Here is a 21,928-nt window from a genome sequence, read left to right on the forward strand (position 1 = left end):
TGCGCATGGAGCCCGGCTCGTTCCTCCGCGTCGAGCGGACGGGGGCGGCTCAGATGAGCGCGTGGGGCTCGGCGGAGCCGTACTCGACGAGCTGGGCCGCGCCGAGCAGCCAGCGGTCCTCGTCGCGCACCCGTACGTAGCCGAACCGGTCGGCGGAGAAGACCTTGACGCCGTCGGTACGGCACTGCCGCATGAGCACCTCGTCCCAGCCCTCGGTGAGGTCGGCGAAGCCCAGCTCGCGCAGCGCGTTGCGGCGGGCGAGCAGGGTGCCGCCGGCGATCTCGGGCAGGTGGTCGTACTCGGCCTCCGGCTGCTTGAGCAGCGTGGCCTGCGGCTTGCGCAGGTGGGCGTAGAAGGCGGCCTTGCCGACGATGTCGGCGGTGCTGAACAGGAACGCCCTGCGCAGGTCCGACAGGTAGTGGGGGCCGTAGACGTCGCGCGGGTCCATGACCGCGACCAGGTCGGCCTCGCACAGGTCGATGCCGGCGTTGAGCATCGCGCCCACGGTCATGGACGGCGCCGGCCGCCGGTGGATGACCTCGACGTCGGGCAGCACGTCGCGGGCCCGCAACTCGGCCTCCGGCGGCCCGATGAGGATGAGCTGGTCGACGCCCGACTGCCGGGCGACCTGCGCCAGCGCGTGCTCCATCGTGTAGGGGTCGACGATGGGCAGCAGCACGGAGGTGTTGAGCGTGGGCCGCGCGCTGGGCAGGCCGATCGCGTCGAGCATCTCGTCGATGCGCTCGCTCATCGTGCCCATCGCGTACGCCCGCCGCAGCGCCACGTGCGCCCGCCGCGAGTCGGCCTCGGTGCCGATGGGCGTGCCGCAGGCGGCGATCTCGGCGAGGCGCCACTGCGGGGTGCCAGGCGGGCAGTCGGCGGCGGCCGGCCAGCGGTAGGAGGTCAGCACGTCGGGGTAGGCCAGGTGATCGGGCAGGAGCTGGTCGAGGGTGAGCACGCGGTCGATGCGGCCACCGGACAGCGGCAGCGGGTTGTGCACCCGGGGCTGCACCCCGAACTGCAGGCGCGGCCACGCCACGGTCAGGTCGGCGGTGAAGCGGTGCTCGAACAGGTCGGCGGCCTGCGCGTACGCGGAGACGTCGCCCTTGGTGTGCCAGAAGACCGTGCGGATGCCGCGCTCTGCGCACCAGGCGAGCAGCGACCTCAGCCCCTCGCCCGGCTCGCCGATGATCTCCTCGGCCCACGGGCCCTGCGTGACAGACTCCACGACCAGCAGGTGGGGCACCTCCAGCGGGAGCACCCTGGCGAAGTCGCGGGGCGTGAAGCCGGTGGTCTGCCGCCACTCGTAGCGCAGCAGCGCCTCGGCGTGCGGGTCGGCGATGACGGCGGCGGTCAGGTGCGGCCTGGTGTTGGGGCCGGTGGGCACCCGGAAGGGCTTGAGCTTGAACTGGGCGCCGCCGAGCGTCCTGGTGCTGGTGGTGGCCTGGAAGGCGGCGCCGGGGCGCTCGTCCTTGGGCTTGTTCGCGGTGGCGACGGGCTTGCGCTTGGGCGCCGAGGGGCGCTTGACCGGCTTGGCGGCGCCCTTGAGGCCCTTGGCCAGGCGTACCGGGTTGCTCTTGCCGCTCTTGATGGCGTCGCCCAGCCGGTTCCAGCGGGCGACCTTGATCGACGAGAGCTTCCAGTTGGCCACCTCGGCCTGGAAGCGCTGCTCGGCCAGCTCCTTGCGCAGCTTGTCTGCGGCGGCCTGCTCGGCGGCCAGCCGTTCCTCGGTCTCGCTGAGCTGCTCCGCGAGCGCCTTCGCCTCCTCGGCGCGCTGCTCGGCCTCGGCCAGCCTGGCCTGGGCGGCGTCCAGCAGCCTGGCCAGCTCGGCGGCACGCTCGGCCTGCGCGACGGCGTCACGCAGCGCTCTCCGCGTACTCTCTAGCTCAGTCGACAAACCGGACCTCCACTCTCTCAGCCCGGCAAAGGATACTCTTTTGCGGAAGCGTCTCGAAGGGATGAGATCCGGTGCAGTTCAACGTAAGGCCCTACGTCTGCGGCGCTCTCGGCCGGATCGATACCGCACTGCTCGGCAAGCTGACCGCCGCGGGACCCAAGGTCTGGCCCGCGCTGCAGTCGGCCGAGGCGGCGCTGTTCAGCTCCATGCCGCTGCCGCCCTACCACCGCTCCGGTGACGCGTACGCGTTCGCCTGGGGCGAGCGCCGGCCGAAGGCGGCCGAGGACGAGTGGATCACGGTCGCGGAGACGTACGAGTCCCCCGGGCTGATCGGCGACGGCGGGCGGGTGGCGCTGCACACGGGCGCGCTCGGCCTGGTGGACGTCTACTACGTGCAGGTGGACGACGCGGTCTACTTCTCGTCGCTGATCCAGCCGCTGCTCAACCTGGTGCCCGTCGCGATCGACTGGTCGGCGTGGGCCTCGATCCTGCAGGTGACGTTCCCGCTGGGCGAGGCGACGCCGTACACGGAGGTGAAACGGCTGCCGGGGGCGAGCGCGCTGGTGTGGGAGCACGGCAGGCTCACCACCGAGCGGCGGTTGCCGCGCTGGCTGCGTACGGAGCCGTACGAGGCGTGGATCAGCCCCCAGGAGATCGTCGAGCTGCTCGACCACGTCTACGCCGACTACGAGGGCCGCCCGCTGCTGGTGCCGGTCAGCGGCGGCTACGACTCCCGGCTGCTGGCCGGCGTGGCCAAGGCCAGGGGCGCGGACGTCGAGTCGTGGACGACCAGCCCCGACGACGGCACCGACACCGACATCGCGTTCGCCAGGGCGATCACCAGGGAGCTGGGCATCCCGCACCGGGTGGTCCCGCAGGACGCCGCCTCCTACCCGGCCGACGCCATGGAGGTGGCGCGCAGGCTGGAGTACCTGACGCCGCACCACGCCTGGTACGCCCCCTTCGCCAAGGAGGTGCACGGCGCGGGCCGGATCCTGGTGGACGGCCTGGCGGGCGGGCCGCTGCTGAAGAACTTCATGGTCAGCGGGGCCGCGCTGGAGGCCAGGACGCAGGCCGAGCGCTCGGCGGCGGTGCTGGGCTCGCTGTCGCTGGGGCAGCCGTCGCAACCGTTCCTGTCGAAGGCGGCCGCGCAGTGGATGGAGGAGACCGTACGCGAGCAGTTCCTCGCGGCCACCTCCATGTTCCACGGCCACCGGGCCGAGCTGCCGCTGTCGGTGCTGCACACCAGGACCGTGCGGGGCATCGCGCGCTCGGCGGTGAACCTGGTGGGCCCCGAGGCGTCGTTCCTGGCGCCGTTCATCCATCCGGAGTTCTTCGACGCGGCGCTGTCGGTCGGGGTGGCCCGCAAGCACCAGGGCCGCTTCTACCGCGAGGTGCTGCACGCGGCCAATCCGCGGGTGGCCGCTCTGCCCTCGACGAACGTGGTCAAGCAGCCGCTCATGAGGGTCCCGCTGCGCTCGACGGCGGCTCCTGCCCGAAATTATGCGCACCGGATGCTGGAGGTCGTGGTGAGCCGGGTGCCGGGGCTGCTGTCGGACGAGCTGCACGAGGTGGTGGCCGGCGGTCCCGACGCTCTGACCAGGTTCAACGGCTGGAACGACCGCTTCTGGGTGCGCGGTCTCGTGCTGTTCGGCCTGTGGCTGAACGACTTCGAGAACGACCTCTCGGACGTCGCTCCACCTTTTTAGTGAACTCTGGGTAACAGGGCGATTACATACGGATCTCTCGGGTATTAACCGTCGCACAGCAGAAGCGGGTTCCGGAAAGCCAACGGGCTGGTAGTGTTCGGCCCGTAAGCGCCGCACAAACGGGCACCAGATCACAAATCCGGTCTCGTTCGAGGGCAGTGGAGTTCGCAGGGATGACGACTCCACGCGGCGCGGTCACCAGATAGTAACGCCGGGGCAACCGGTGACTTCGTCCTGCCCACATCTCTTCCTGTGAGCGACATCATGATCAACGCATCCCCAACGCCGGAGCCGATCTCCGAGGCCTTCGTCTCGGAAGACCCAGCCTGGTACAAGCGGGCGGTGTTTTACGAGGTTCTCGTCCGGGGGTTCAAGGACTCCAACGGCGACGGCACCGGCGACCTACGTGGTTTCATCGAGAAGCTCGGCTACCTCGAGTGGCTCGGTGTCGACTGCCTGTGGTTGCTGCCGTTGTACGAGTCGCCGCTGCGCGACGGCGGGTATGACATCTCGGACTATATGAAGATCCTTCCCGACTTCGGGGACTTGGGGGACTTCGTCCAGCTGATCGAGGCCGCCCACGAACGCGGCCTGCGGATCATCACCGACCTCGTGATGAACCACACCAGCGATCGGCACCCCTGGTTCCAGGCGTCCCGGCACGACCCCGAGGGGCCGTACGGCGACTTCTACGTGTGGTCAGACCATCCCGGCGGCTACCCCGACGCACCGATCATCTTCATCGGCGCCGAGGAGTCCAACTGGACGTACGACCCGGTGCGCAAGCAGTACTACTGGCACCGTTTCTTCCACCACCAGCCGGACCTGAACTATGACAACCCGGCGGTGCAGGAGGCCATGCTGGAGGTGCTGCGGTTCTGGCTGGACCTCGGCATCGACGGTTTCCGTCTTGACGCGGTGCCCTACCTGTTCGAGCGCGAGGGCACGGCCTGCGCCGGACTGCCCGAGACGCACTCGTACCTGAAGAAGATCAGGGCCGAGATCGACCGCCTCTACCCCGACCGCGTGCTGCTCGCCGAGGCCAACGGCTGGCCCGAGGACGTCGTCGAATACTTCGGCGACCCCACCACGGGCGGCGACGAGTGCCACATGGCCTTCCACTTCCCGCTGATGCCGCGCATCTACATGGCGGTGAAGAAGGAGACCCGCGAGCCGATCTCCGAGATCATGTCCCGCACACCCAAGCTGCCGGAGAACGCGCAGTGGGGCATCTTCCTGCGAAACCACGACGAGCTGACGCTCGAGACGGTCACCGAGGAAGAGCGCGACTACATGCACAAGGAGTACGCCAAGGACCCGCGCATGCGGGCCTACCTCGGCATCAGGCGGCGCCTGGCCCCGCTGCTCGACAACGACCGTGACCGCATCGAGCTGTTCACGGCGCTGCTGCTGTCGCTGCCCGGCTCACCGATCATCTACTACGGCGACGAGATCGGCATGGGCGACAACATCTGGCTGGAGGACCGCGACTCGGTCCGCACGCCGATGCAGTGGAGCCCCGACCGCAACGCCGGCTTCTCCTCGGCCGACCCCGGCCGCCTCTACCTGCCCGCCGTCATGGACCCGATCTACGGCTACCAGGCGGTCAACGTGGAGGCCCAGCAGCGCCACGAGGGGTCGCTGCTGCACTTCACCCGCAAGATGCTGGAGATCAGGCGCAAGCACCCGGTGTTCGGCGTCGGGGCGTACACCGAAATGTGGTCGTCCAACCCGTCCGTGCTGACGTACGTGCGCGAGGACGGCGACGACGTGATGCTGTGCGTCAACAACCTGTCGAAGTTCCCGCAGCCGGTGGAGCTCGACCTGCGCCGCTTCGAGGGCATGGTCCCGGTCGAGGCGCGCGGCGGCGTGCAGTTCCCGCCCATCGGGGAGCTGCCCTACCTGCTGACGCTGCCCGGCCACGGCTTCTACTGGTTCGCCCTGAAGAAGGACGAGCAGAGCGAGCCCAAGGCGATCAGCGAGATGTGACCGGCACCTGGGCACGGGCCGCGCGGCGCGCTGGGATCAGCGCGACCGCGAGGGCCGTGCCCACGGCTATGAGCACGGTCACCGTCAGGGTCACCGGCGACGGCGCGCGGCCGATGCCCGCGCCGACGCCGCTGGTGTGACCCTGCAGGTCGATCAGGCCGGTGACCACGCTGACCCCCGCCACGGCGCCCACTCCGACGCCGAGCACGACCAGCAGGCCCGTGCCGGTCACCAGCGTGGCCATGACCTGACGCGGGGTCAGCCCCATGGCCTTGAGCACGGCCAGGTCGAAGGCGTGGTCGCGCAGGCCGAGCGCGCTGGCGGTGAGCAGGTTGGCCAGGCCGATGAGGGCCAGCACGGCGATCATCGCCACGATCACCACTCTGATGATCGACAGCCGGTCGGCCGGGTTGACCGCGGCCTGCACGTCGAGGCTCTCGCCCGACTCCGCGAGCAGCCTTCCCCGCACCTCGCCGGGGTCCGCGCCCGGCTTGAGCGCCACCGCGTAATACTCCGGCGGCACGGAGTCCTTCGCCGCCAGGCTGTCGATGCCGACCGAGAGCACCTCGCCGTCCTGCTCCGGCTCGACGGTCCTGCCGACGATCCGGACGATCAGCGGGGTGCCGCCCACCGTGAGCCGCACCCGGTCGCCGATCTTCACCCCCAGTAGGTCGAGCAGGCCCTGCCCGGCCACGGCCTCGCCCTGGCGGGTGTACATGCGGCCCTCGACCACCGGGAACGGGTAGGGGTCCGTCGAGCTGCCGATCGCCCGCACCCGCACCGAGCGGGCCTCGCCCGGGGCCAGCGCGTTGACGTCGGTGCCCGCGTAGACGGCGCTGACGTCGCGGTCTCTGCCGGCCAGCTTCTCGGCGGCGGCCGCTTCCAGTTTTCCTGGACGTACGTAGAGGGCGGCGTGCTGGCCGACCTGTTCCGGGTGGGCCAGGAAGTTGTCCAGCGTGGCCCAGACGCCGAGCCCGATGGTGATCATCATCATCGGCACGGCCAGGCCGAACGCCGTCAGGAACGCGGGCACCCTGCGGGTGAAGGCGTCTCGGGTGCCGAGCACGAGGGCGGGCGGCAGGCGTACGAGGAGGGCCAGGCGGGCCAGCCTCGACAGGCGGCCACTCGGCGGCGCCGCGGGCGCGGCGGGGATCGGCGGCGTGCGCCCGCCCCGCCAGGCCGGCACCCCGACGGCCGCCAGCACCAGCAGGGCCGTGCCCGCCACGATGGCCAGCACCGGGATGGGCGCCACGGACGTCGGGCCGAGCACGGCCGCCATCACGCCCCAGCCCGCCACCGTGCCGATGACCACGCCCAGCAGGCCGAGCGCGCCGTGCTCGACGAGGAGCAGCAGCGCGAGCTGGCCCCTGGTGAAGCCCATCGACTTGAGCGTGGCGAGGTCGCGCAGCTGCCCCAGCACCCGGCCGCCGGCCGCGTTGGCCAGGGCGAGCGCGGCGGCCACGATGCCGACCACGCCGAACAGCGCGAGCAGCGTGCCCAGCAGCCGGTTGTCCAGCTCCATGGCCGCCCTGACCTCGCGCCAAGTGTAGACGCGCTGCAGGCGGTCCTCCAGCATGACCACGACGCGCTGGGAGACCACCTGGGAGGCCTCGGCGTCGGTCAGGCGCAGCCCGGTCACCCACTCGCTGCGGCCCAGCATGGGCTCGATGCGGTCGAGCATGAGGGGCAGCACGTAGGCCAGGCCGGGCGTCCACTCGGGGTAGAAGCCCTGCTCGGCGGAGTCGGCGATGCCGCGTACGTAGAGGGTGTGGCGCTGGCCGCTGAGCGCGATGATCGAGAAGGGCGCGCCGATGCGCAGCCCCAGCGAGTCGGCGAACGAGCGCTCGACCACCACCCCGTCGGGCTGGGACGGGTCCAGCCACCTGCCCTCGGCCACCACGGGGTGCGCCACGGCCGGCGGCGTGGCCGGCATGGCGCGCAGCGCGGCCGGCTCCTTCTTGCCGTTCTGAGCCACGGTGACGGGCGCCGAGCGGTAGGGGCCGGCGGTCTGGGTGACGCCCTCGATGCCGCCTAAGGCGACCTGGGGGCTGTCTTTGGTGTAGAGCCAGACGTGGGCGCCGTCGGTCTGGGCGAACAGGCTGCGCCACGGGTTGGTGCCCTCCTCCAGCAGGGTCGCCGCGGTGATCAGCGCGGCGACGATGCCGGCCACGGCCAGCACGGTGAGCGCGGCCTGGCCCCTCCTGGCGCGGAGGTCGGCCCTGATCCACCGGCTGCCGGCCAGAGACGTGCTCATCGGAGGTCGATCACCTCGCCCGCCGTGCGGGTGCGGCGGCGGGCGATGCGGCCGTCGTCGACGATCTCGCCGTCGAACAGCGACACCAGCCGGTCGGCCAGGCTCGCCACGCGGGCGTCGTGGGTGACCATGACGATGGTCTGTCCCTCCTTGTGCACCTTGCTGAGCAGGTTGAGCACGTCGCGGGTGTTGCGGCTGTCGAGGTTGCCGGTGGGCTCGTCGGCCAGCAGCAGGCTCGGCTGGTTGGCCAGCGCCCTGGCCAGCGCGACCCGCTGCTGCTCGCCGCCGGAGAGCTGGGCGGGGGCCGCCTCTGCCCGGTCGGTCAGGTTGAGCGCCTCCAGCAGGCTCTCGCGGCGCTCGCGGGCCACCTTGGGCGAGGCGCCGCTCAGCAGCGCGGGCAGCTCGACGTTGTCGCCGACGGTCATGTTGGCGACCAGGTTGAAGAACTGGAAGACGAAGCCGATCTTCTTGCGCCGCAGCAGCGCCCAGGCGCTCTCCGAGAGGGTGTCGACGCGCTTGCCGTCGAGCCAGATCTCCCCGCTCGTACGCGCGTCGAGCCCGCCCAGCATGTGGACGAGCGTGGACTTCCCCGAGCCGGAAGGACCCATGATCGCGACGAACTCGCCCGGCTCGACCTGGAGATCCACCCCGCGCACGGCGGGCACCGGCACCGCGCCATCCTGGTAGATTTTGACCAGATTGACCGTTTTCACAACCGAGCTCATGCCAGATCCTCCTGGCAGCGCTCGAGCCAGTCAAGATCAGCCTGGAGATGCAGCATGGCTCCTTCGATGAGCAGCATCGCCACGCGGTCCGTCGGCGGAGTGGCGGCCAGGAGTTCGTTGAGATCGCTCATGAGTGACAAGTAGTGGCGGCGCTGACGGCTGATCAGCACCATGCGGTCGGCGATGCCGGTCAGCGGGGCGAGCACGAGCTTCATGAAGAACTCGTCGCGCACCCGGGGACCCTCGGTCGGCTCGTCGACCCAGTCCTCCAGCACCTCCCGTCCCTTGGCGGTCAGATAGTAGACCTTTTTGTTGGGCCGGTTGGACTGCTCGACGTCGACCACCCGGATGAGGCCGTCCTTCTCCAGCCTGCCGAGCGTGACGTAGACCTGCCCGATGTTGGGCGAAGGATAGGCACTGCCGAAGGTCTGCTCCAGTGCCTGTTTCAGCTCGTAGCCGTGAGCCGGCTCTTTGGCCAGGAGCGCCAGAAGGTGAAGCCGCACCGCCACCTCCCCGCGTCCTGTTACGTATGCGTTACAGAGCAATCCGTTGACCTACAGATTACAGGTGTGCATAACATGAATGCATCTACCTAACACGTATGTAAAACACTCTGAACACGGAGGAAACAGGGTGCTTCGCTCGCTGCCGCTGCTCCTGGCCGTGACTCTCGCGGCCGGTTGTGCGGCGACGGGCGACGAGGGCGGGGGCGAGACGGGGACGGGCGGCACAGGCCCGATCACGTTCGCCACCGGACGCGACACCACGGCGTACCTGCAACCCCTGCTGGATCGCTGGAACGAGGCCCACCCGGCCGAGAAGGTGACGCTGCTGGAACTGCCCGAGGCCGCCGACGAGCAACGTGCTCAGATGGCGGCCAACCTCCAGGCCCAGAGCAGCCGGTACGACGTGCTCGGGCTTGACGTCTTCTGGACTGCCGAATTCGCGGAGAACGGCTGGATCATCCCCCTGGAGCGCGGGTTGTTCCCGCTCGACAGGTTCCTGCCGCCCGTCGTGGAGACGGCCGTCTACAAGGACAAGCTCTGGGCCGTCCCGTACACCAGTAACGCGGGGCTGCTCTACTACCGGACCGACCTGGTCAAGAAGCCGCCCAGAACGTGGGCCGAGCTTCGCGCCGAGTCACGCCGAATCACGAAAAAGCACAACATAGGAGGCTATGCCGGGCAGTTCCTGGCCTACGAGGGGCTCACGGTCAACTTCTCAGAAGCCGTGCACTCGGCCGGCGGCGAGATCGTCAGCCGCGACGGCACCGAGGTGACCCTCGACCCGGCCAAGGGCGCGACCGCGATCGAATTCCTGCTCCAGGGACTTCGCGAGGGCTGGATCCCGCACGAGTCGCTGAGCTACAAGGAGGAGGAGTCCCGCCTGGCCTTCCAGGAGGGACGGCTGGCCTTCGCCCGCAACTGGCCGCACGCGTACGGACCGGCCAAGGCCAAGCTGGGCAAGAAGCTGGGCGTGACCCGGCTGCCCGGCCTGAACGGCCCTGGCTCCAGCACGCTGGGCGGCGCGAACCTGGCGATCAGCGCCTACTCCAAGCACCAGCAGACCGCGCAGGAGTTCATCCGCTACTTCACGAGCCTGGAGAACGAGCGCCGGGTCCTCACCGAGGGCTCGTTCCCGCCCGTGTGGACCGAGCTCTACGACGATCCCGAGCTGATCAAGCGCTTCCCCTACCTGCCCGTGCTCAAAGAGAGCATTCTGGCCGCCCACCCTCGTCCGGTGAGCGCCAACTACACCCAGCTGAGCCTGGTGATCGCGAGTTCGGTCGCCAAGGCGCTCAGCAACCCCTCCCCCGGGGCCGCGCAGGACGTGGCGGCCTCCATGAAGTCCGAACTCCAAGAGATCATCAGAACCCAGTGAGGCAGCCATGCGAAAAGGCAGAGCAGCAGCGATCCTGGCCGGGCTCGCGGTAGCCGTCGCCGCCTGCGGTAACGCGCCGACGACCACCGAGCCCACGGCGTCGGAGTCGGCTCCCGCGTCCGACGGCGCCAAGACGCTCCAGGGCGTGAAGCTCGAAGTCGCCGCCAAGTGGACCGGGGCGGAGCAGAAGAACTTCGAGCAGGTGCTCAAGGCTTTCTCCGACAAGACCGGCGCCGAGGTCACCTACGCCTCCACGGGTGAGGACACCGGCGCCTACCTCGGCCCGCGCATCCAGGGCGGCAGCCCGCCCGACGTGGCCATCCTGCCGCAGCCGGGTCTGGTGCAGCAGTACGCCGAGCAGAACGCGCTCAAGCCGCTGACCGACGACGTGGTCAAGGAGATCGACGCCAACTACACGCCGTACTGGAAGGAGCTCGGCTCCGTCGACGGCAAGGTGTACGGCGTGCTGGTCAAGGCCGCGCACAAGTCGCTGGTCTGGTACCGCTCGCAGGCGTTCGAGGACGCCGGCGTGCAGGCGCCCACCAACTGGGACGAGATGGTCAAGGCCGCTCAGACCATCGCCGACTCCGGCACCCCGCCGTTCTCCTTCTGCGGCGCCTCGGGCTGGACGCTGACCGACCTCTTCGAGAACGTCTACCTGTCCACCGCGGGCCCGGAGAACTACGACAAGCTCTCCAAGCACGAGATCCCGTGGACCGACGACACCGTCAAGGTGGCGCTGGAGAAGATCCAGCAGATCGTCTCCAAGAGCGAGTTCCTGGTCGACGGCACCTCCGGCACCATGCAGACGGACTTCCCGACCTGCGTGAGCAAGGTGTACGGCACCGACAAGGCGGCCATGGTCATCGAGGCCGACTTCGTGGCCGTCGAGGCCGACCAGTCGGGCGCCAAGCTGGGCGAGGAGGCGAAGTACTTCCCGTTCCCCTCGGCCGGTGACACCGCCCCCGTCGTGCTCGGCGGCGACGTCGCCGTGGCGATGAAGGACAACCCCGGCGCGATGGCGCTCGTGCAGTTCCTCGCCTCCAAGGAGGGCGGCGAGGTCTGGGCCAAGCTCCCCGGCTACCTGTCGCCCAACAAGAACGTCTCCCCCGACAACTACCCCGACCCGCTGACGAAGCAGCTCGGCCAGACGATCGTCTCCGCCGGTGACGCGGTCCGCTACGACATGTCCGACCTGGCCCCCAGCGCGTTCGGCGGCACGGACGGCAAGGGCGAGTGGAAGGTCCTGCAGGACTTCCTGCGCGACCCCAGCGATGTCAAGGGCACCCAGGAGGCGCTCGAAGCCGAGGCCAAGAAGGCCTGGAAGTAAAGAGGTAAGGCCGTGACCGAACGGTTGGACGGCCGGCAGGACTCGCCCGCGGCCACCGCGGGCGAGCCCCCCACCGGACCGGCTGAAACCCCCCGTACGAGAAAACGCCTCGGCCCCTCGCCGGCGGTCGCCATCGCCTTCCTCCTCCCAGCCGCGGTGCTGCTGGGCATCTGGGTGGTCTATCCGATCGTCTACTCGATTTTCCGGAGCCTGTTCGACGCGGCGGGCACCGGATTCGTGGGCCTGGGCAACTACGCCACGATCTTCAGTGATCAGGGCATGCTCACCACCATCCGCAACAACCTCATCTGGGTCGTCGTCGCACCGATCATCGTCACCACGCTGGGACTGATCTTCGCGGTGCTGACCGAGCGCATCAGGTGGGCGACCGCGTTCAAGCTGATCGTGTTCATGCCGATGGCCGTCTCCCTGATGGCGGCGGGCGTCATCTTCCGCCTCGTCTACGAGGAGAACCCCGACAAGGGCCTGGCCAACGCCATCCTCACCACCGTGGGCGACACGTTCTCCTCCTCGCAGGGCTACCCCGAGGCCAGGCCGCGCGAGGGCGACCAGTCGCCCGTGGCCGACGAGGCCGGCTCGGTCGTCACCAAGCAGCCCGTGCAGAGCGGGCAGCCGGTGCTGATCCCGATCGTCGGCGTCAAGCCGGACGTGCTGCCCGCCGACGCCCAGCCCGCCAAGGCCGCCACCGGTCCTGGACTGTCGGGCACGGTGTGGTTCGACTTCACGCCGGGCGGCGGCGGCCAGAGCGGCGCCGTGGACGGCACGGAGAAGGGCCTGCCCGGCATGACCGTCGAGGCCGTGCAGCAGAACGGCGAGGTCGCGGCCACCACCACGACCGCCGCCGACGGCACGTTCCGCTTCGACGGGCTGGCCGACGGCACCTACACCGTACGGCTGCCCAAGGACAACTTCGAGGCGTCCTACAACGGCCTGACCTGGCTCGGCCCGACCCTCATCACCCCGGCGATCATCGGGGCGTTCGTCTGGGTGTGGGCAGGTTTCGCCATGGTGCTGATCGCGGCCGGCCTCGCGGCCATCCCGCGTGACTCGCTGGAGGCCGCCCGCATCGACGGCGCCACGGAGTGGCAGGTGTTCCGCAAGATCACCGTGCCGCTGCTGTCGCCGGTCCTGCTCGTCGTCTTCGTGACGATGATCATCAATACCTTGAAGGTGTTCGACCTGGTGTTCATCATCGCCCCCGCCTCGGTGCAACCCCAGGCGAACGTGGTCGCGCTGGAGATGTGGCGCGTCTCCTTCGGCGGCGGGAACAACCAGGGGCTGGGCAGTGCGCTGGCCATCTTCCTGCTGATCCTGGTCCTTCCCTTCATGATCATGAACATCCGACGGTTCCGGAGGGGAGACTCATGACCACCGCGACCGCCACCGCATCCTCCGGCGCCTCGTCGGGGCTGGAGTCGGGCACGCCGCGCAGGAGCGTGGTCGGCAAGATCGTCGATCGCCTGGGCGGCGGCGCCGTGCAGGTCATCATGGTGGTGCTGGGCCTGTTCTGGCTGGTGCCGACCCTGGGCCTGCTCGTCGTCTCCATGCGTACGACGCAGGTCAACAACGCCGAGGGCTGGTGGACCGTCTTCACCAAGCCGGCCGAGCTGACCCTGCAGAACTACGCCAACCTGCTCGGCAGCGGGTTCACCGCCTCGTTCTGGAACACCGTGGCCATCACGGTGCCCACCACGGTCCTGGTGATCGGCATCGCGGCCATGGCGGCGTACGCGTTCGCCTGGATGGACTTCCCCGGCCGTGACGTCAGCTTCCTCGTCGTGGTCGGCCTGCTCATCGTGCCGATCCAGATCGCGCTGATCCCCATCGCGTCCTTCTACGGGTCCACCGGCATCTTCGGCTCGATCCCCGGCGTGGTGCTGTTCCACGTGGCGTTCGGCCTGCCGTTCGCGATCTTCCTGCTGCGGAACTTCTTCGTGGGCATCCCCGCCTCGCTGCTGGAGGCCGCCCGCATGGACGGCGCCTCGGAGTGGAAGATCTTCATGTCGGTGGTCTTCCCGCTGGGCAAGCCCGCCATCGCCTCGCTGGGCATCTTCCAGTTCCTGTGGGTGTGGAACGACATGCTCATCGCGCTGGTCTTCGCCAACACCGGCAACCAGCCGATGACGAAGTACCTGCAGTCGCAGATGCGGCAGTTCGGGTCGAACGTCGACATCCTGTCGTCGGGCGCGTTCATGTCGCTGATCATCCCGCTGGTCCTGTTCTTCGCGTTCCAGCGGTACTTCGTCCAGGGCATGATGGCCGGCTCCGTGAAGTGACGGCTGCGTGAAGTGACGGCTCCGTGAAGTGACCGGCCTGATCTGACGGGCGCCCGTTCACCCGAGGGGGGTGGGCGGGCGCCCGCCCGCGTAACGGCGGCCGCCGCCGTCCCGATGTGCGTCCATGAAGCGTCTCCTCGCTCTCACCGCAGCGGCCTTCATCACGCTCCCCCTCACCCCGGCGGCCGCCTCCCCCGTGCACGGCGCCCGTCCCGGCGCGCCGGGCGCCGGCGACCCGTACTTCCCCGAGCAGGGCAACGGCGGCTACGACGCCGCCCACTACGACCTCACGCTCGACTACGACCCCGCCACGGGACGGCTGCAGGGCCTCGCCCGCGTCACCGCCCGTACCACGCAGGCGCTCAGCCGCTTCAACCTCGACCTCGTCGACACGCTCACCGTCCGGTCCGTGACCGTGGACGGCCGGCCCGCCGCCCACGCGCAGAGCGGCTCCGAGCTCGTCGTCACGCCCGCGCGGGCACTCCCCCGCGGACGCTCCTTCACCACCACCATCCGGTACGACGGCGAGCCCGTCCACGTCGTCGACCCCGACGGCTCCATGGACGGCTGGATCAAGACCTCCGACGGCGCCTACAACGTCAACGAGCCCCAGGGCGCCAAGAGCTGGTTCCCCGGCAACCACCACATGACGGACAAGGCCACCCACCGGTTCACCGTGACCGTGCCGAGCACGCGGGTCGCCGTCGCCAACGGCGACCTCGTACGGCGGACGTCGCGGGCCGGGCGCACCACCTACGTGTGGAACTCCCGCGAGCCCATGGCCGACTACCTCGCCACCGTGACCATCGGCGCGTTCGCCCTCACCGACACCAGGATCGGCCGCTACCGGGTCACCACGGCCGTCGACCCCCAGCAATCCGCGCCGGGCTTCGCCGAGCGGCACCCGCCGGTGCTCGACTACTTCAGCGGGCTGTTCGGGCCGTACCCGTACTCCTCGACCGGGGGCATCGTCGACCACGCGCCCGAGGTCGGCTACGCGCTGGAGACCCAGACCAGGCCCGTCTACCCCGGCGCGCCCGGCGAGTCGCTGCTCGCGCACGAGCTGGCGCACCAGTGGTTCGGCAACTCGGTGACCCCGACCTTATGGCGCGACATCTGGCTCAACGAGGGCTTCGCCACGTACGCGGAATGGCTGTGGTCCGACAAACTCGGCACCAGGACCGTACAGGAGTCGTTCGACGAGGCGTACGCGCGGCCCGCCGACGACGACTTCTGGCAGACCCCGACCGCCGACCCCGGCGGCCCCCAGAACCTCTTCCACGCCCCCGTCTACGACCGCGGCGCCATGACCCTGCACGTCCTGCGCGGCGCGGTCGGCGACCGTACGTTCTTCGCCATCCTGCGGGCCTGGGCCCGCGAGCACCGCTACGGCAACGCCGACACCGCCGCCTTCGTCTCCCTCGCGGAACGCGTCTCCGGCCGGCGCCTCGGCGCTCTCTTCGACGCCTGGCTCCACCAGCCCGGCAAGCCGTCCCTGTGATCATTCTGGTACGGCTCGTCCCTGACGTTTCGGCGGCAAGCCGTACCAGACCTGACTAAGCTCAACTCCCATGGCCGGTCGTCCCCTGAACGAAGTCGTCGAAACCGGATGGGCACGCGCGCTCGAGCCCGTCGCCGAGCAGATCGCCCACATGGGCGAGTTCCTGCGCAAGGAGATCGCCGAAGGCAGGCAATACCTGCCCGCGGGCGCGAACGTCCTGCGCGCCTTCAACCAGCCCTTCGACGACGTCAAGGTGCTGATCGTGGGCCAGGACCCCTACCCCACCCCCGGCCACCCCGTCGGGCTGTCGTTCTCCGTCGCCCCCGACGTGCGGCCGCTGCCGGGCAGCCTGGTCAACATCTACAAGGAGATGGAGACCGACCTCGGCCTGCCCCGCCCCGCCAACGGCGACCTCACCCCGTGGGCCGAGCAGGGCGTCCTGCTGCTCAACAGGGTGCTCACCGTCATGCCGGGCAAGCCCGCCTCCCACCGGGGCAAGGGCTGGGAACAGGTCACCGAGCAGGCCATCCGCGCCCTCGTCGCACGCCAGAAGCCCATGGTCGCCATCCTGTGGGGCCGCGACGCCCGCAACCTCGCCCCCATGCTCGGCGACATCCCGCGCATCGAGTCCGCCCACCCCTCCCCCCTCTCCGCACGCAGCGGCTTCTTCGGCTCGCGGCCCTTCAGCCGCGCCAATGAGCTGCTCGTCCAGCAAGGCGCCGCGCCTGTCGAGTGGAAGCTGCCCTAGCATCGTCGCCATGACTGATGAAGAACCGAAGTTCCTGCGTCTCACGGTCGAGCTGACCGTCGAGGTGCTCGACATGGACGCGCTTCAGGCGGCGGCGCTGCGTGAGATCAGGCACCCCGACGCCGACCTGACCGACGAGGAGCGCACGGAGCAGGCCGAACTGGTCGCCTCCGACGACAGCGGCGCCTCCGCCTTGCAGTGGCTGATCGAACCCGACCACGTGCTGCAGCTCGTCGACCACATCGACGAGATCGAACCTCGGGAGGCCGTCCTCGGCGTCGAGCCGTCCGAGGGGCCCAGCGAGGAAGAGGACGAGGAAGAGCACGACCACGCGTGACCCGTACGGCGTCAGCCACGACGTCATTCGCACGTCGTGGCTCTCCGCCCTCACCGATCCCCCCACTCCCGCATTCCGGCTCTCTCCACCCCCGGCTTCCCGGCCGCGGTTCCTCCGCCTCTCCGGCTTCCGGGTCGGCTTCCTTCCGCCGGTTCCTCCGCCTCTCCGGCTTCTCCCGAGGCGCAACCGCCTCCTCGATTCGCTTGCCGGCCCTTCCCTGCCCCCGCTTGTATCGCTGGTTAGGATCTTCTCCTGACGCCGCTAAGAGGGAGCCTCATGATCGTCGCATTCTCCATCACCCCGCTGGGCGTCGGCGAAGGAGTCGCCGAACCCGTCGCCCGCGCCGTCAAGGTCGTCCGCGAAAGCGGCCTCCCGAACCGCACGGACGCGATGTTCACCACCATCGAGGGCGAGTGGGACGAGGTCATGGACGTGGTGAAGCGGGCCGTGGACGCGGTGGCGGAGGTCGCTCCCAGAGTGAGCCTCGTCCTGAAGGCCGACATCAGGGAAGGCGTAACAGACGGCATGACCTCAAAACTCGAATCCCTGGAAAGCCACCTCACCTGACCCCAGTCCCACCTCCACGAACCGAAGACCCAGCCCAAGACCCACAACCCGAAGGCCGAGACCGGCTGACCGCACCGACCGACGGACCCGGCCGACTTACAGGACTGGCTGAGTAGACCGTCTTCTCAGACCAACCGCTCAGCCGCTTGCTCGCCCAGGGCCGGGGTCGGTGAGCTCGTAGCCTGCCTCCTCGACGGCGGCCCGCACCCGCGCAAGATCCAGCTCCCGATCGCTGGTCACCGTGACCCGGTCCGCCTCGACGTCTACCCGCACGGCAGTGACGCCGGGGACACGTTCAAGCTCTTCGGTGACGGCGTCCGCACAGTGCCCACACGCCATACCGCTCACCACGTAGGTGCTGATACTCACGCCGGCACCTCCCCACCGGCACCTTCACCGAAGCGCTCCCCAGAACGATCGTCAGAACGATCGCCGGTGGGCCCATTCGAGCGCTCGCCTGAATCCCCGCCAGGACGCTCGCCGAGGTTTTCGCCGGCCACCCGTGCCACCGAACCGCCCTTCCCCTCCTCACCAGGGACCGTGCGCGTGAGCATGTGTGCCTCGCGCATCCGCCCATCGTTGGCGAACCGCCCGAAGAAGTACACCTCCATGGCGAACTCCTTCTTCCGCTGCTGCACGTGCATCGTGTAGCGGGCGGCGAGCCGATCTCCATCGGCCACCGCCTCGTGCACCTCCATGCGGCTGACGGGCCGGTTCTTGCGCACAGGGCGGGTGTGCGCGATCAACTTCTCCCGATCCATCCGGTGACCGTCGGCTATCTCGACGATGTCCGCCGTGTGGTAGCGATCCACGATCACCGCCGGATCCTCGTCGTCACGCAGGAGATCCTCTGTGAAGGAGGTGAAGAACTCGGTGATGAACTCTTTGGGGTCGCTGTCACTGAGTGGACGCATGCTCACTCCGGTCGGCTGTAGTAACTTTGACAATACGTCAAAGATACATACGTTCTTAACTTTGGCAAGGTGTAAGAATTGAGCTCCTCACCGGCCCGTGCTCGCCGCGCCGACGCCCGACGCAGCCGTGCGGCCATCCTCGACGCCGCAATCAAGCTGCTGGACGCCCGGCCAGACGCCAGCGTCGACGCCATCGCCACCGCGGCAGGCGTGACCCGCCAGACCGTCTACGCCCACTTCCCCTCACGACAACGGCTGCTGACGGCAGTGCTCGACCGACTCACGGAAGAGGCAGTGGCGGAGATGGACGCCGCCGACCTCGACACCGGCCCAGCCGCCGACGCCCTGCTGCGCCTGATCGACGCCGGCGCCAGAGCCGCCGGCCGCCACACCAAGTTGATGCAACACCTCAGCACCCTGCCCGTCCCTCCGGACGAGGATCAGACCCGCCACACCCCGGTAGGCGACCGGTTGAGACGCATCATCGAACGCGGCCGGCGAACAGGCGAGTTCGACAACCACCTCCCGGTGGACTGGCTGATCGCAGCCGTCATCACGCTGAGCCACACCGCCGGGGAAGAACGCACCGCCGGCCGCCTCCCCGCCGCCGAGGCCGACGAAGCCCTCCGCATCAGCCTCCTCCGCCTCCTCCGCCCATCCTGACCACACTTCCGCCCAGCGCGACCACCCTGACCAAGCTCCCGCATCAGCGAATGAGTGCGCGCACCAGTCGGAGTGGGTGCGCTGCGGCGGGATGGCGGCGGCTCCGTCGCCGTTCCTCTGCTGCCGTCGCCGTTGAGGCCGGTGTGCGGGGCCATAAGGGTGGCTGGGTGGGGCGGCGCGTCCTGAGGGCGGGTGGATTTCGAGATATATCTTGACCCGTTCTTGAACGCGACATATCTTGTTGCGTTGTAGACGCGATAGTACGCGACTCGGGAGGTGGGGGCAATGGAGCAGGAGCGGGTGCCGGTTCTTGTTGTCGGTGGGGGGTATGCGGGGCTCAGTGCGGCGGCGCTGCTGGCCTGGCGGGAGGTGCCGGTCATGCTGGTTGAGCGGCATGCCAGTACGTCCGTGCAGCCCAAGGCGTTCGGGGTCGGGCCGCAAGCTCTGGAGATGCTGCGGTCGGTGCCCGGTGTCGAGGAGGAGCTGACTGCCATCTGGGCGGGCATCGGGGAGAACATGCGGATCGCGATCGCCGCCAGCCTGGCCGATCCTCAGCCGCACATGATCGTGCACGATGAGCAGGAGGAGTTCGCCTTCCTGGCTGAGCTCACACCCGTGCCTGCGGTGGGGGCGCCGCAGGCGGAGATCGAGCGGATTCTGCGTACCAAAGCCGAGGATCTCGGTGCTGATCTGCGCTTCTCCACTGAGCTGGTCTCTCTGGAGCAGGACGCCACCGGGGTCAGTGCGGTGATCAGGGACAAGGATGGTGAGCGGCTCGTACGGGCTGAGTACGTGATCGCTGCCGATGGGTATCGCAGCCCGCTGCGGGTGGCACTGGACGTTTCCACCTCCGGTGAAGGGCCGCTGGGGGAGCTGTGCTCGATCATGTTCGACGCCGATCTGTCGGGGCTGGTCAGGGAGCGGGAGGTCACTCTCTGGTATCTGCAGAACGACGTCTTCACCGGCGTGATCGTCACCGGCACCGGGACCGGGAGTCACGTGCTCGGCGTCAATCTCAAGGAGGGTGAGAGCGAGGCCGACTTCACCGAGGAGCGCTGTGTCGAGCTCGTACGGCTGGCCACTGGGCGGCCCGAGCTCGACGTACGGGTGCTCGATCGGCCCCTGGTCGGGATCTCCCATGTGCTGGCCGACACCTACCGTGCTGGACGGGTGTTCTTCGCCGGGGACGCCGCTCACACCATGCCGCCCACTGGTGGGCAGGGCGGGAGCACCGCTCTCGAGGATGGGTGTGATCTGGCGTGGCGGTTGTGGCTCGTGCTCAGCGGGCAGGCGGGGCCGGCCTTCCTCGACACCTACGACGCCGAACGCCGGCCCATCGGCAGGCTGATGGCCGACTCGCAGCTCGCCAACCTCGGCGTACGCATGCCGCCCGCCGCCCGTGTCGGGTATCCCGAGCCTCTTGAGGATCCGATCGGTGTGCTGCTCGGACGCCGGTATCACTCCTCCGCGATCATCGATGAGCCCGGCGATGACGGGTCGATCCTGGAGGACCCGCGTATCCCTACTGGGCGGCCCGGCAGTCGGGCGGCGCACGTCGTTCTCGACTGGGACGGGCAGCTCATCTCCACCATCGACCTGTTCGGCACCGGGTTCGTCCTGCTGGCCGCCAAGCCCGGTGGTCAGGTGTGGATGGACGCCGGGCGGCTGATGAAGGACCGGCTCGGGATCCGGCTCACTCGGCTGCTGGTGGGTGACGAGCTCGTCGATGTGGAGGGACGCTTCATGGAGCGGTACGGCGTGCGCGAGGGCGGCGCCGTTCTGGTGCGGCCCGATGGGTACGTCGCCTGGCGGTCCCCCGACGCCGCCCAGGACCCGCTGGGGACGCTCGAATGTGTTCTCTGCCGGATCCTCAGCCGCTGACGGCCTACGGGGGCCGGCGGCTGAGCCAAGGTGAGGGCAGGTGGTGACCTGCTGGGTCATGGTCATGCGGCCATCCGGGTGGAATCAAGGGCCTCAAGGTCCCGGGCTCCGAGGCCCGGGGTGGTGTGGCGGGAGGCTTGGGTGGCGCAGAGCCAGCTGTTGAGGGAGCCGGTGAAGCCTGAGGGCGGGCCTACCTTGAGGCAGGTGACCACTCCTGTGCCTGGGGTGGGGCCGATCTTGAGTCGCCGGATGCTGCCCGTGCGGCCCAGTTCGCCGGCGTCCGCGTCGTATGGGGTCAGCTGGACGGCGAACGGGAGGCCGCCGTCGGGCTGGTCGGAGGGGTGGATGCGGAGGAAGTCGTCGATCTTGCGGGCGGCGGCTCCCGGGTGGGCGTTGAGGTAGGACAGGTGGTCGGTCACCAGGCGGTTGGCGACCGTGCGGAGGAGGTTGGTCGCGCAGAGGTTGTGGGCGCAGGCGGCGCCGTCGAGGGTGATCTCGGGGAGGGCGAAGCGGCGCAGGCCCCTCGACGTGACGCGCAGGCAGTCGCAGGCGCCCATGTCGGCAGGGTCCCAGGGCGGGCAGGTGGCGGCGTCGTGGACCTGGACGTCCCAGGACAGCCAGTCGTCGGTGAGCCGGAAGTGGGTGGGCTCGCCCGAGCAGCGGCCGCAGGTGAGGATCGTGGAGGCGGTCAGTGGGTCGATCAGCAGGCCGTCGCACTCCTTGGCCATGGCTCTGGCGGCGGCCCTCGCCACCTGGGCGGCGGTGGGCAGCCGGTGCGGGGGTGCTGCCGAGGTGACCACCAGGTGTTGTCTGGTACGGCGCAGGCGGCGTCTCTCGTCGTCGGTGAGGCCGGCGCCCGCAGGTCTCCACTGGGTGGTGTGGTGGGTGACCGCCAGCATGCCGGCGGCCGCTGCGCTGATCGCCGCTCGCCGGTAGGGGGAGCCGATGCGCCAGGGGATGAAGGACGTGGGGTCGAACGGCAGGTGTTCCATGGCGACGACGAAGCGGGAGGTCGTGGTGGCCGGCAGGGGGAGGGTGATCTTCATGGGTCTGGGCCTTCGCGGAACTGAGGGTGGATGTTGGCTGCGGCGATCCGGTGAAGCGTGGATCAGGCGGCAACCAGGATGAGCGAAGGCGGGTGGGGTTCGGGGATTGGAATGCGGTTCTGTGGATGGGGAGAGCTACGGCGTGCCGGTCTGTGGACAACCTCGGGGACCAAGAAGGCCAGGGGCCGC

At 69.3% G+C, this 21,928-nt stretch carries 19 protein-coding genes; 12 read left to right on the top strand and 7 right to left on the bottom strand.

The window, feature by feature from the left end; genetic code table 11:
- Positions 1-49: 49 nt before the first annotated feature.
- The gene (locus tag AB0K18_RS14710; RefSeq protein WP_364914515.1) at positions 50-1,897 is read right to left on the bottom strand and encodes a hypothetical protein; all 1,848 of its coding nucleotides are present in this window, start codon (positions 1,895-1,897) and stop codon (positions 50-52) included.
- Between the two features lie 71 nt (positions 1,898-1,968).
- Between AB0K18_RS14710 and AB0K18_RS14715 the strand changes: the two genes are divergently transcribed.
- The gene (locus tag AB0K18_RS14715) at positions 1,969-3,606 is read left to right on the top strand and encodes an asparagine synthetase B family protein (RefSeq protein ID WP_364914516.1); all 1,638 of its coding nucleotides are present in this window, start codon (positions 1,969-1,971) and stop codon (positions 3,604-3,606) included.
- A 264-nt stretch (positions 3,607-3,870) separates the two neighbouring features.
- Positions 3,871-5,595 carry a maltose alpha-D-glucosyltransferase gene (gene treS, locus AB0K18_RS14720; protein ID WP_364914517.1) on the top strand — a complete coding sequence of 575 codons (1,725 nt, stop codon included), beginning with the start codon at positions 3,871-3,873 and terminating at the stop codon, positions 5,593-5,595.
- Here the strand turns inward: treS and AB0K18_RS14725 are convergent.
- From AB0K18_RS14725 to AB0K18_RS14735, 3 genes are read right to left on the bottom strand one after another with little or no spacing between them, the layout of a single operon-like run.
- Entirely contained in the window at positions 5,582-7,849 is a 2,268-nt protein-coding gene (locus AB0K18_RS14725; RefSeq protein ID WP_364914518.1) for an FtsX-like permease family protein, read from the bottom strand. The genes treS and AB0K18_RS14725 overlap by 14 nt on opposite strands.
- Positions 7,846-8,574, bottom strand: a complete 729-nt coding sequence (locus tag AB0K18_RS14730) for an ABC transporter ATP-binding protein (RefSeq protein ID WP_355411976.1) — start codon at positions 8,572-8,574, stop codon at positions 7,846-7,848. The genes AB0K18_RS14725 and AB0K18_RS14730 overlap by 4 nt, the downstream gene beginning before the upstream one ends.
- Complete coding sequence (locus AB0K18_RS14735) at positions 8,571-9,083, bottom strand: PadR family transcriptional regulator (protein WP_364914519.1); 513 nt, start codon at positions 9,081-9,083, stop codon at positions 8,571-8,573. Before AB0K18_RS14735 ends, AB0K18_RS14730 begins: the two co-directional genes overlap by 4 nt.
- A gap of 124 nt (positions 9,084-9,207) precedes the next feature.
- Here AB0K18_RS14735 and AB0K18_RS14740 point away from each other — a divergent pair, with 124 nt between their 5' ends.
- The 8 genes from AB0K18_RS14740 (at position 9,208) to AB0K18_RS14775 (ending at position 17,235) form a co-directional block, all read left to right on the top strand.
- Positions 9,208-10,455, top strand: coding sequence for an ABC transporter substrate-binding protein (locus AB0K18_RS14740; protein ID WP_364914520.1), 1,248 nt, complete (start codon positions 9,208-9,210; stop codon positions 10,453-10,455).
- A 7-nt stretch (positions 10,456-10,462) separates the two neighbouring features.
- Positions 10,463-11,785 (top strand): ABC transporter substrate-binding protein, encoded by a 1,323-nt coding sequence (locus tag AB0K18_RS14745; RefSeq protein ID WP_364914521.1) that lies wholly within the window; start codon positions 10,463-10,465, stop codon positions 11,783-11,785.
- A gap of 12 nt (positions 11,786-11,797) precedes the next feature.
- Positions 11,798-13,174, top strand: coding sequence for an ABC transporter permease subunit (locus AB0K18_RS14750; RefSeq protein WP_364914522.1), 1,377 nt, complete (start codon positions 11,798-11,800; stop codon positions 13,172-13,174).
- Entirely contained in the window at positions 13,171-14,082 is a 912-nt protein-coding gene (locus AB0K18_RS14755) for a carbohydrate ABC transporter permease (RefSeq protein ID WP_364914523.1), read from the top strand. The genes AB0K18_RS14750 and AB0K18_RS14755 overlap by 4 nt, the downstream gene beginning before the upstream one ends.
- Positions 14,083-14,206: 124 nt before the next feature.
- On the top strand, positions 14,207-15,583 hold the full coding sequence (locus AB0K18_RS14760; protein ID WP_364914524.1) for a M1 family metallopeptidase: 1,377 nt from the start codon (positions 14,207-14,209) through the stop codon (positions 15,581-15,583).
- A gap of 70 nt (positions 15,584-15,653) precedes the next feature.
- On the top strand, positions 15,654-16,331 hold the full coding sequence (locus AB0K18_RS14765; protein WP_364914525.1) for a uracil-DNA glycosylase: 678 nt from the start codon (positions 15,654-15,656) through the stop codon (positions 16,329-16,331).
- Positions 16,332-16,341: 10 nt separating this feature from the next.
- Complete coding sequence (locus AB0K18_RS14770) at positions 16,342-16,668, top strand: hypothetical protein (protein WP_345397482.1); 327 nt, start codon at positions 16,342-16,344, stop codon at positions 16,666-16,668.
- 276 nt (positions 16,669-16,944) lie between these two features.
- The gene (locus AB0K18_RS14775) at positions 16,945-17,235 is read left to right on the top strand and encodes an MTH1187 family thiamine-binding protein (protein WP_364378896.1); all 291 of its coding nucleotides are present in this window, start codon (positions 16,945-16,947) and stop codon (positions 17,233-17,235) included.
- A 138-nt stretch (positions 17,236-17,373) separates the two neighbouring features.
- On the opposite strand, the gene AB0K18_RS14780 is transcribed toward AB0K18_RS14775, so the two are convergent.
- Positions 17,374-17,604, bottom strand: a complete 231-nt coding sequence (locus AB0K18_RS14780) for a heavy-metal-associated domain-containing protein (protein ID WP_364914526.1) — start codon at positions 17,602-17,604, stop codon at positions 17,374-17,376.
- The gene (locus AB0K18_RS14785; protein WP_364914660.1) at positions 17,601-18,149 is read right to left on the bottom strand and encodes a nuclear transport factor 2 family protein; all 549 of its coding nucleotides are present in this window, start codon (positions 18,147-18,149) and stop codon (positions 17,601-17,603) included. Before AB0K18_RS14785 ends, AB0K18_RS14780 begins: the two co-directional genes overlap by 4 nt.
- Positions 18,150-18,227: 78 nt before the next feature.
- Between AB0K18_RS14785 and AB0K18_RS14790 the strand changes: the two genes are divergently transcribed.
- Positions 18,228-18,812, top strand: a complete 585-nt coding sequence (locus AB0K18_RS14790; RefSeq protein ID WP_364914527.1) for a TetR/AcrR family transcriptional regulator — start codon at positions 18,228-18,230, stop codon at positions 18,810-18,812.
- Positions 18,813-19,097: 285 nt separating this feature from the next.
- Positions 19,098-20,693 carry an FAD-dependent monooxygenase gene (locus AB0K18_RS14795; RefSeq protein WP_364914528.1) on the top strand — a complete coding sequence of 532 codons (1,596 nt, stop codon included), beginning with the start codon at positions 19,098-19,100 and terminating at the stop codon, positions 20,691-20,693.
- 62 nt (positions 20,694-20,755) lie between these two features.
- On the opposite strand, the gene AB0K18_RS14800 is transcribed toward AB0K18_RS14795, so the two are convergent.
- Positions 20,756-21,739: a hypothetical protein gene (locus tag AB0K18_RS14800; protein ID WP_364914529.1), complete on the bottom strand. Its 984-nt coding sequence runs from the start codon at positions 21,737-21,739 to the stop codon at positions 20,756-20,758.
- Between the last annotated feature and the right edge of the window lie 189 nt (positions 21,740-21,928).

This window comes from Nonomuraea sp. NPDC049421 (assembly GCF_040677005.1).
In the GTDB taxonomy this organism is placed as follows: Bacteria; Actinomycetota; Actinomycetes; order Streptosporangiales; family Streptosporangiaceae; genus Nonomuraea; species Nonomuraea salmonea.

Excerpts from the sequence above, each read along its gene's own strand:
- AB0K18_RS14795 (WP_364914528.1), top strand. The coding sequence starts at position 19,098 with ATGGAGCAGGAGCGGGTGCCGGTTCTTGTTGTCGGTGGGGGGTATGCG.
- AB0K18_RS14755 (WP_364914523.1), top strand. The coding sequence starts at position 13,171 with ATGACCACCGCGACCGCCACCGCATCCTCCGGCGCCTCGTCGGGGCTG.
- AB0K18_RS14760 (WP_364914524.1), top strand. The coding sequence starts at position 14,207 with ATGAAGCGTCTCCTCGCTCTCACCGCAGCGGCCTTCATCACGCTCCCC.
- AB0K18_RS14725 (WP_364914518.1), bottom strand. The coding sequence starts at position 7,849 with ATGAGCACGTCTCTGGCCGGCAGCCGGTGGATCAGGGCCGACCTCCGC.
- AB0K18_RS14745 (WP_364914521.1), top strand. The coding sequence starts at position 10,463 with ATGCGAAAAGGCAGAGCAGCAGCGATCCTGGCCGGGCTCGCGGTAGCC.
- AB0K18_RS14800 (WP_364914529.1), bottom strand. The coding sequence starts at position 21,739 with ATGAAGATCACCCTCCCCCTGCCGGCCACCACGACCTCCCGCTTCGTC.
- AB0K18_RS14785 (WP_364914660.1), bottom strand. The coding sequence starts at position 18,149 with ATGCGTCCACTCAGTGACAGCGACCCCAAAGAGTTCATCACCGAGTTC.
- AB0K18_RS14765 (WP_364914525.1), top strand. The coding sequence starts at position 15,654 with ATGGCCGGTCGTCCCCTGAACGAAGTCGTCGAAACCGGATGGGCACGC.
- treS (WP_364914517.1), top strand. The coding sequence starts at position 3,871 with ATGATCAACGCATCCCCAACGCCGGAGCCGATCTCCGAGGCCTTCGTC.
- AB0K18_RS14730 (WP_355411976.1), bottom strand. The coding sequence starts at position 8,574 with ATGAGCTCGGTTGTGAAAACGGTCAATCTGGTCAAAATCTACCAGGAT.
- AB0K18_RS14770 (WP_345397482.1), top strand. The coding sequence starts at position 16,342 with ATGACTGATGAAGAACCGAAGTTCCTGCGTCTCACGGTCGAGCTGACC.
- AB0K18_RS14775 (WP_364378896.1), top strand. The coding sequence starts at position 16,945 with ATGATCGTCGCATTCTCCATCACCCCGCTGGGCGTCGGCGAAGGAGTC.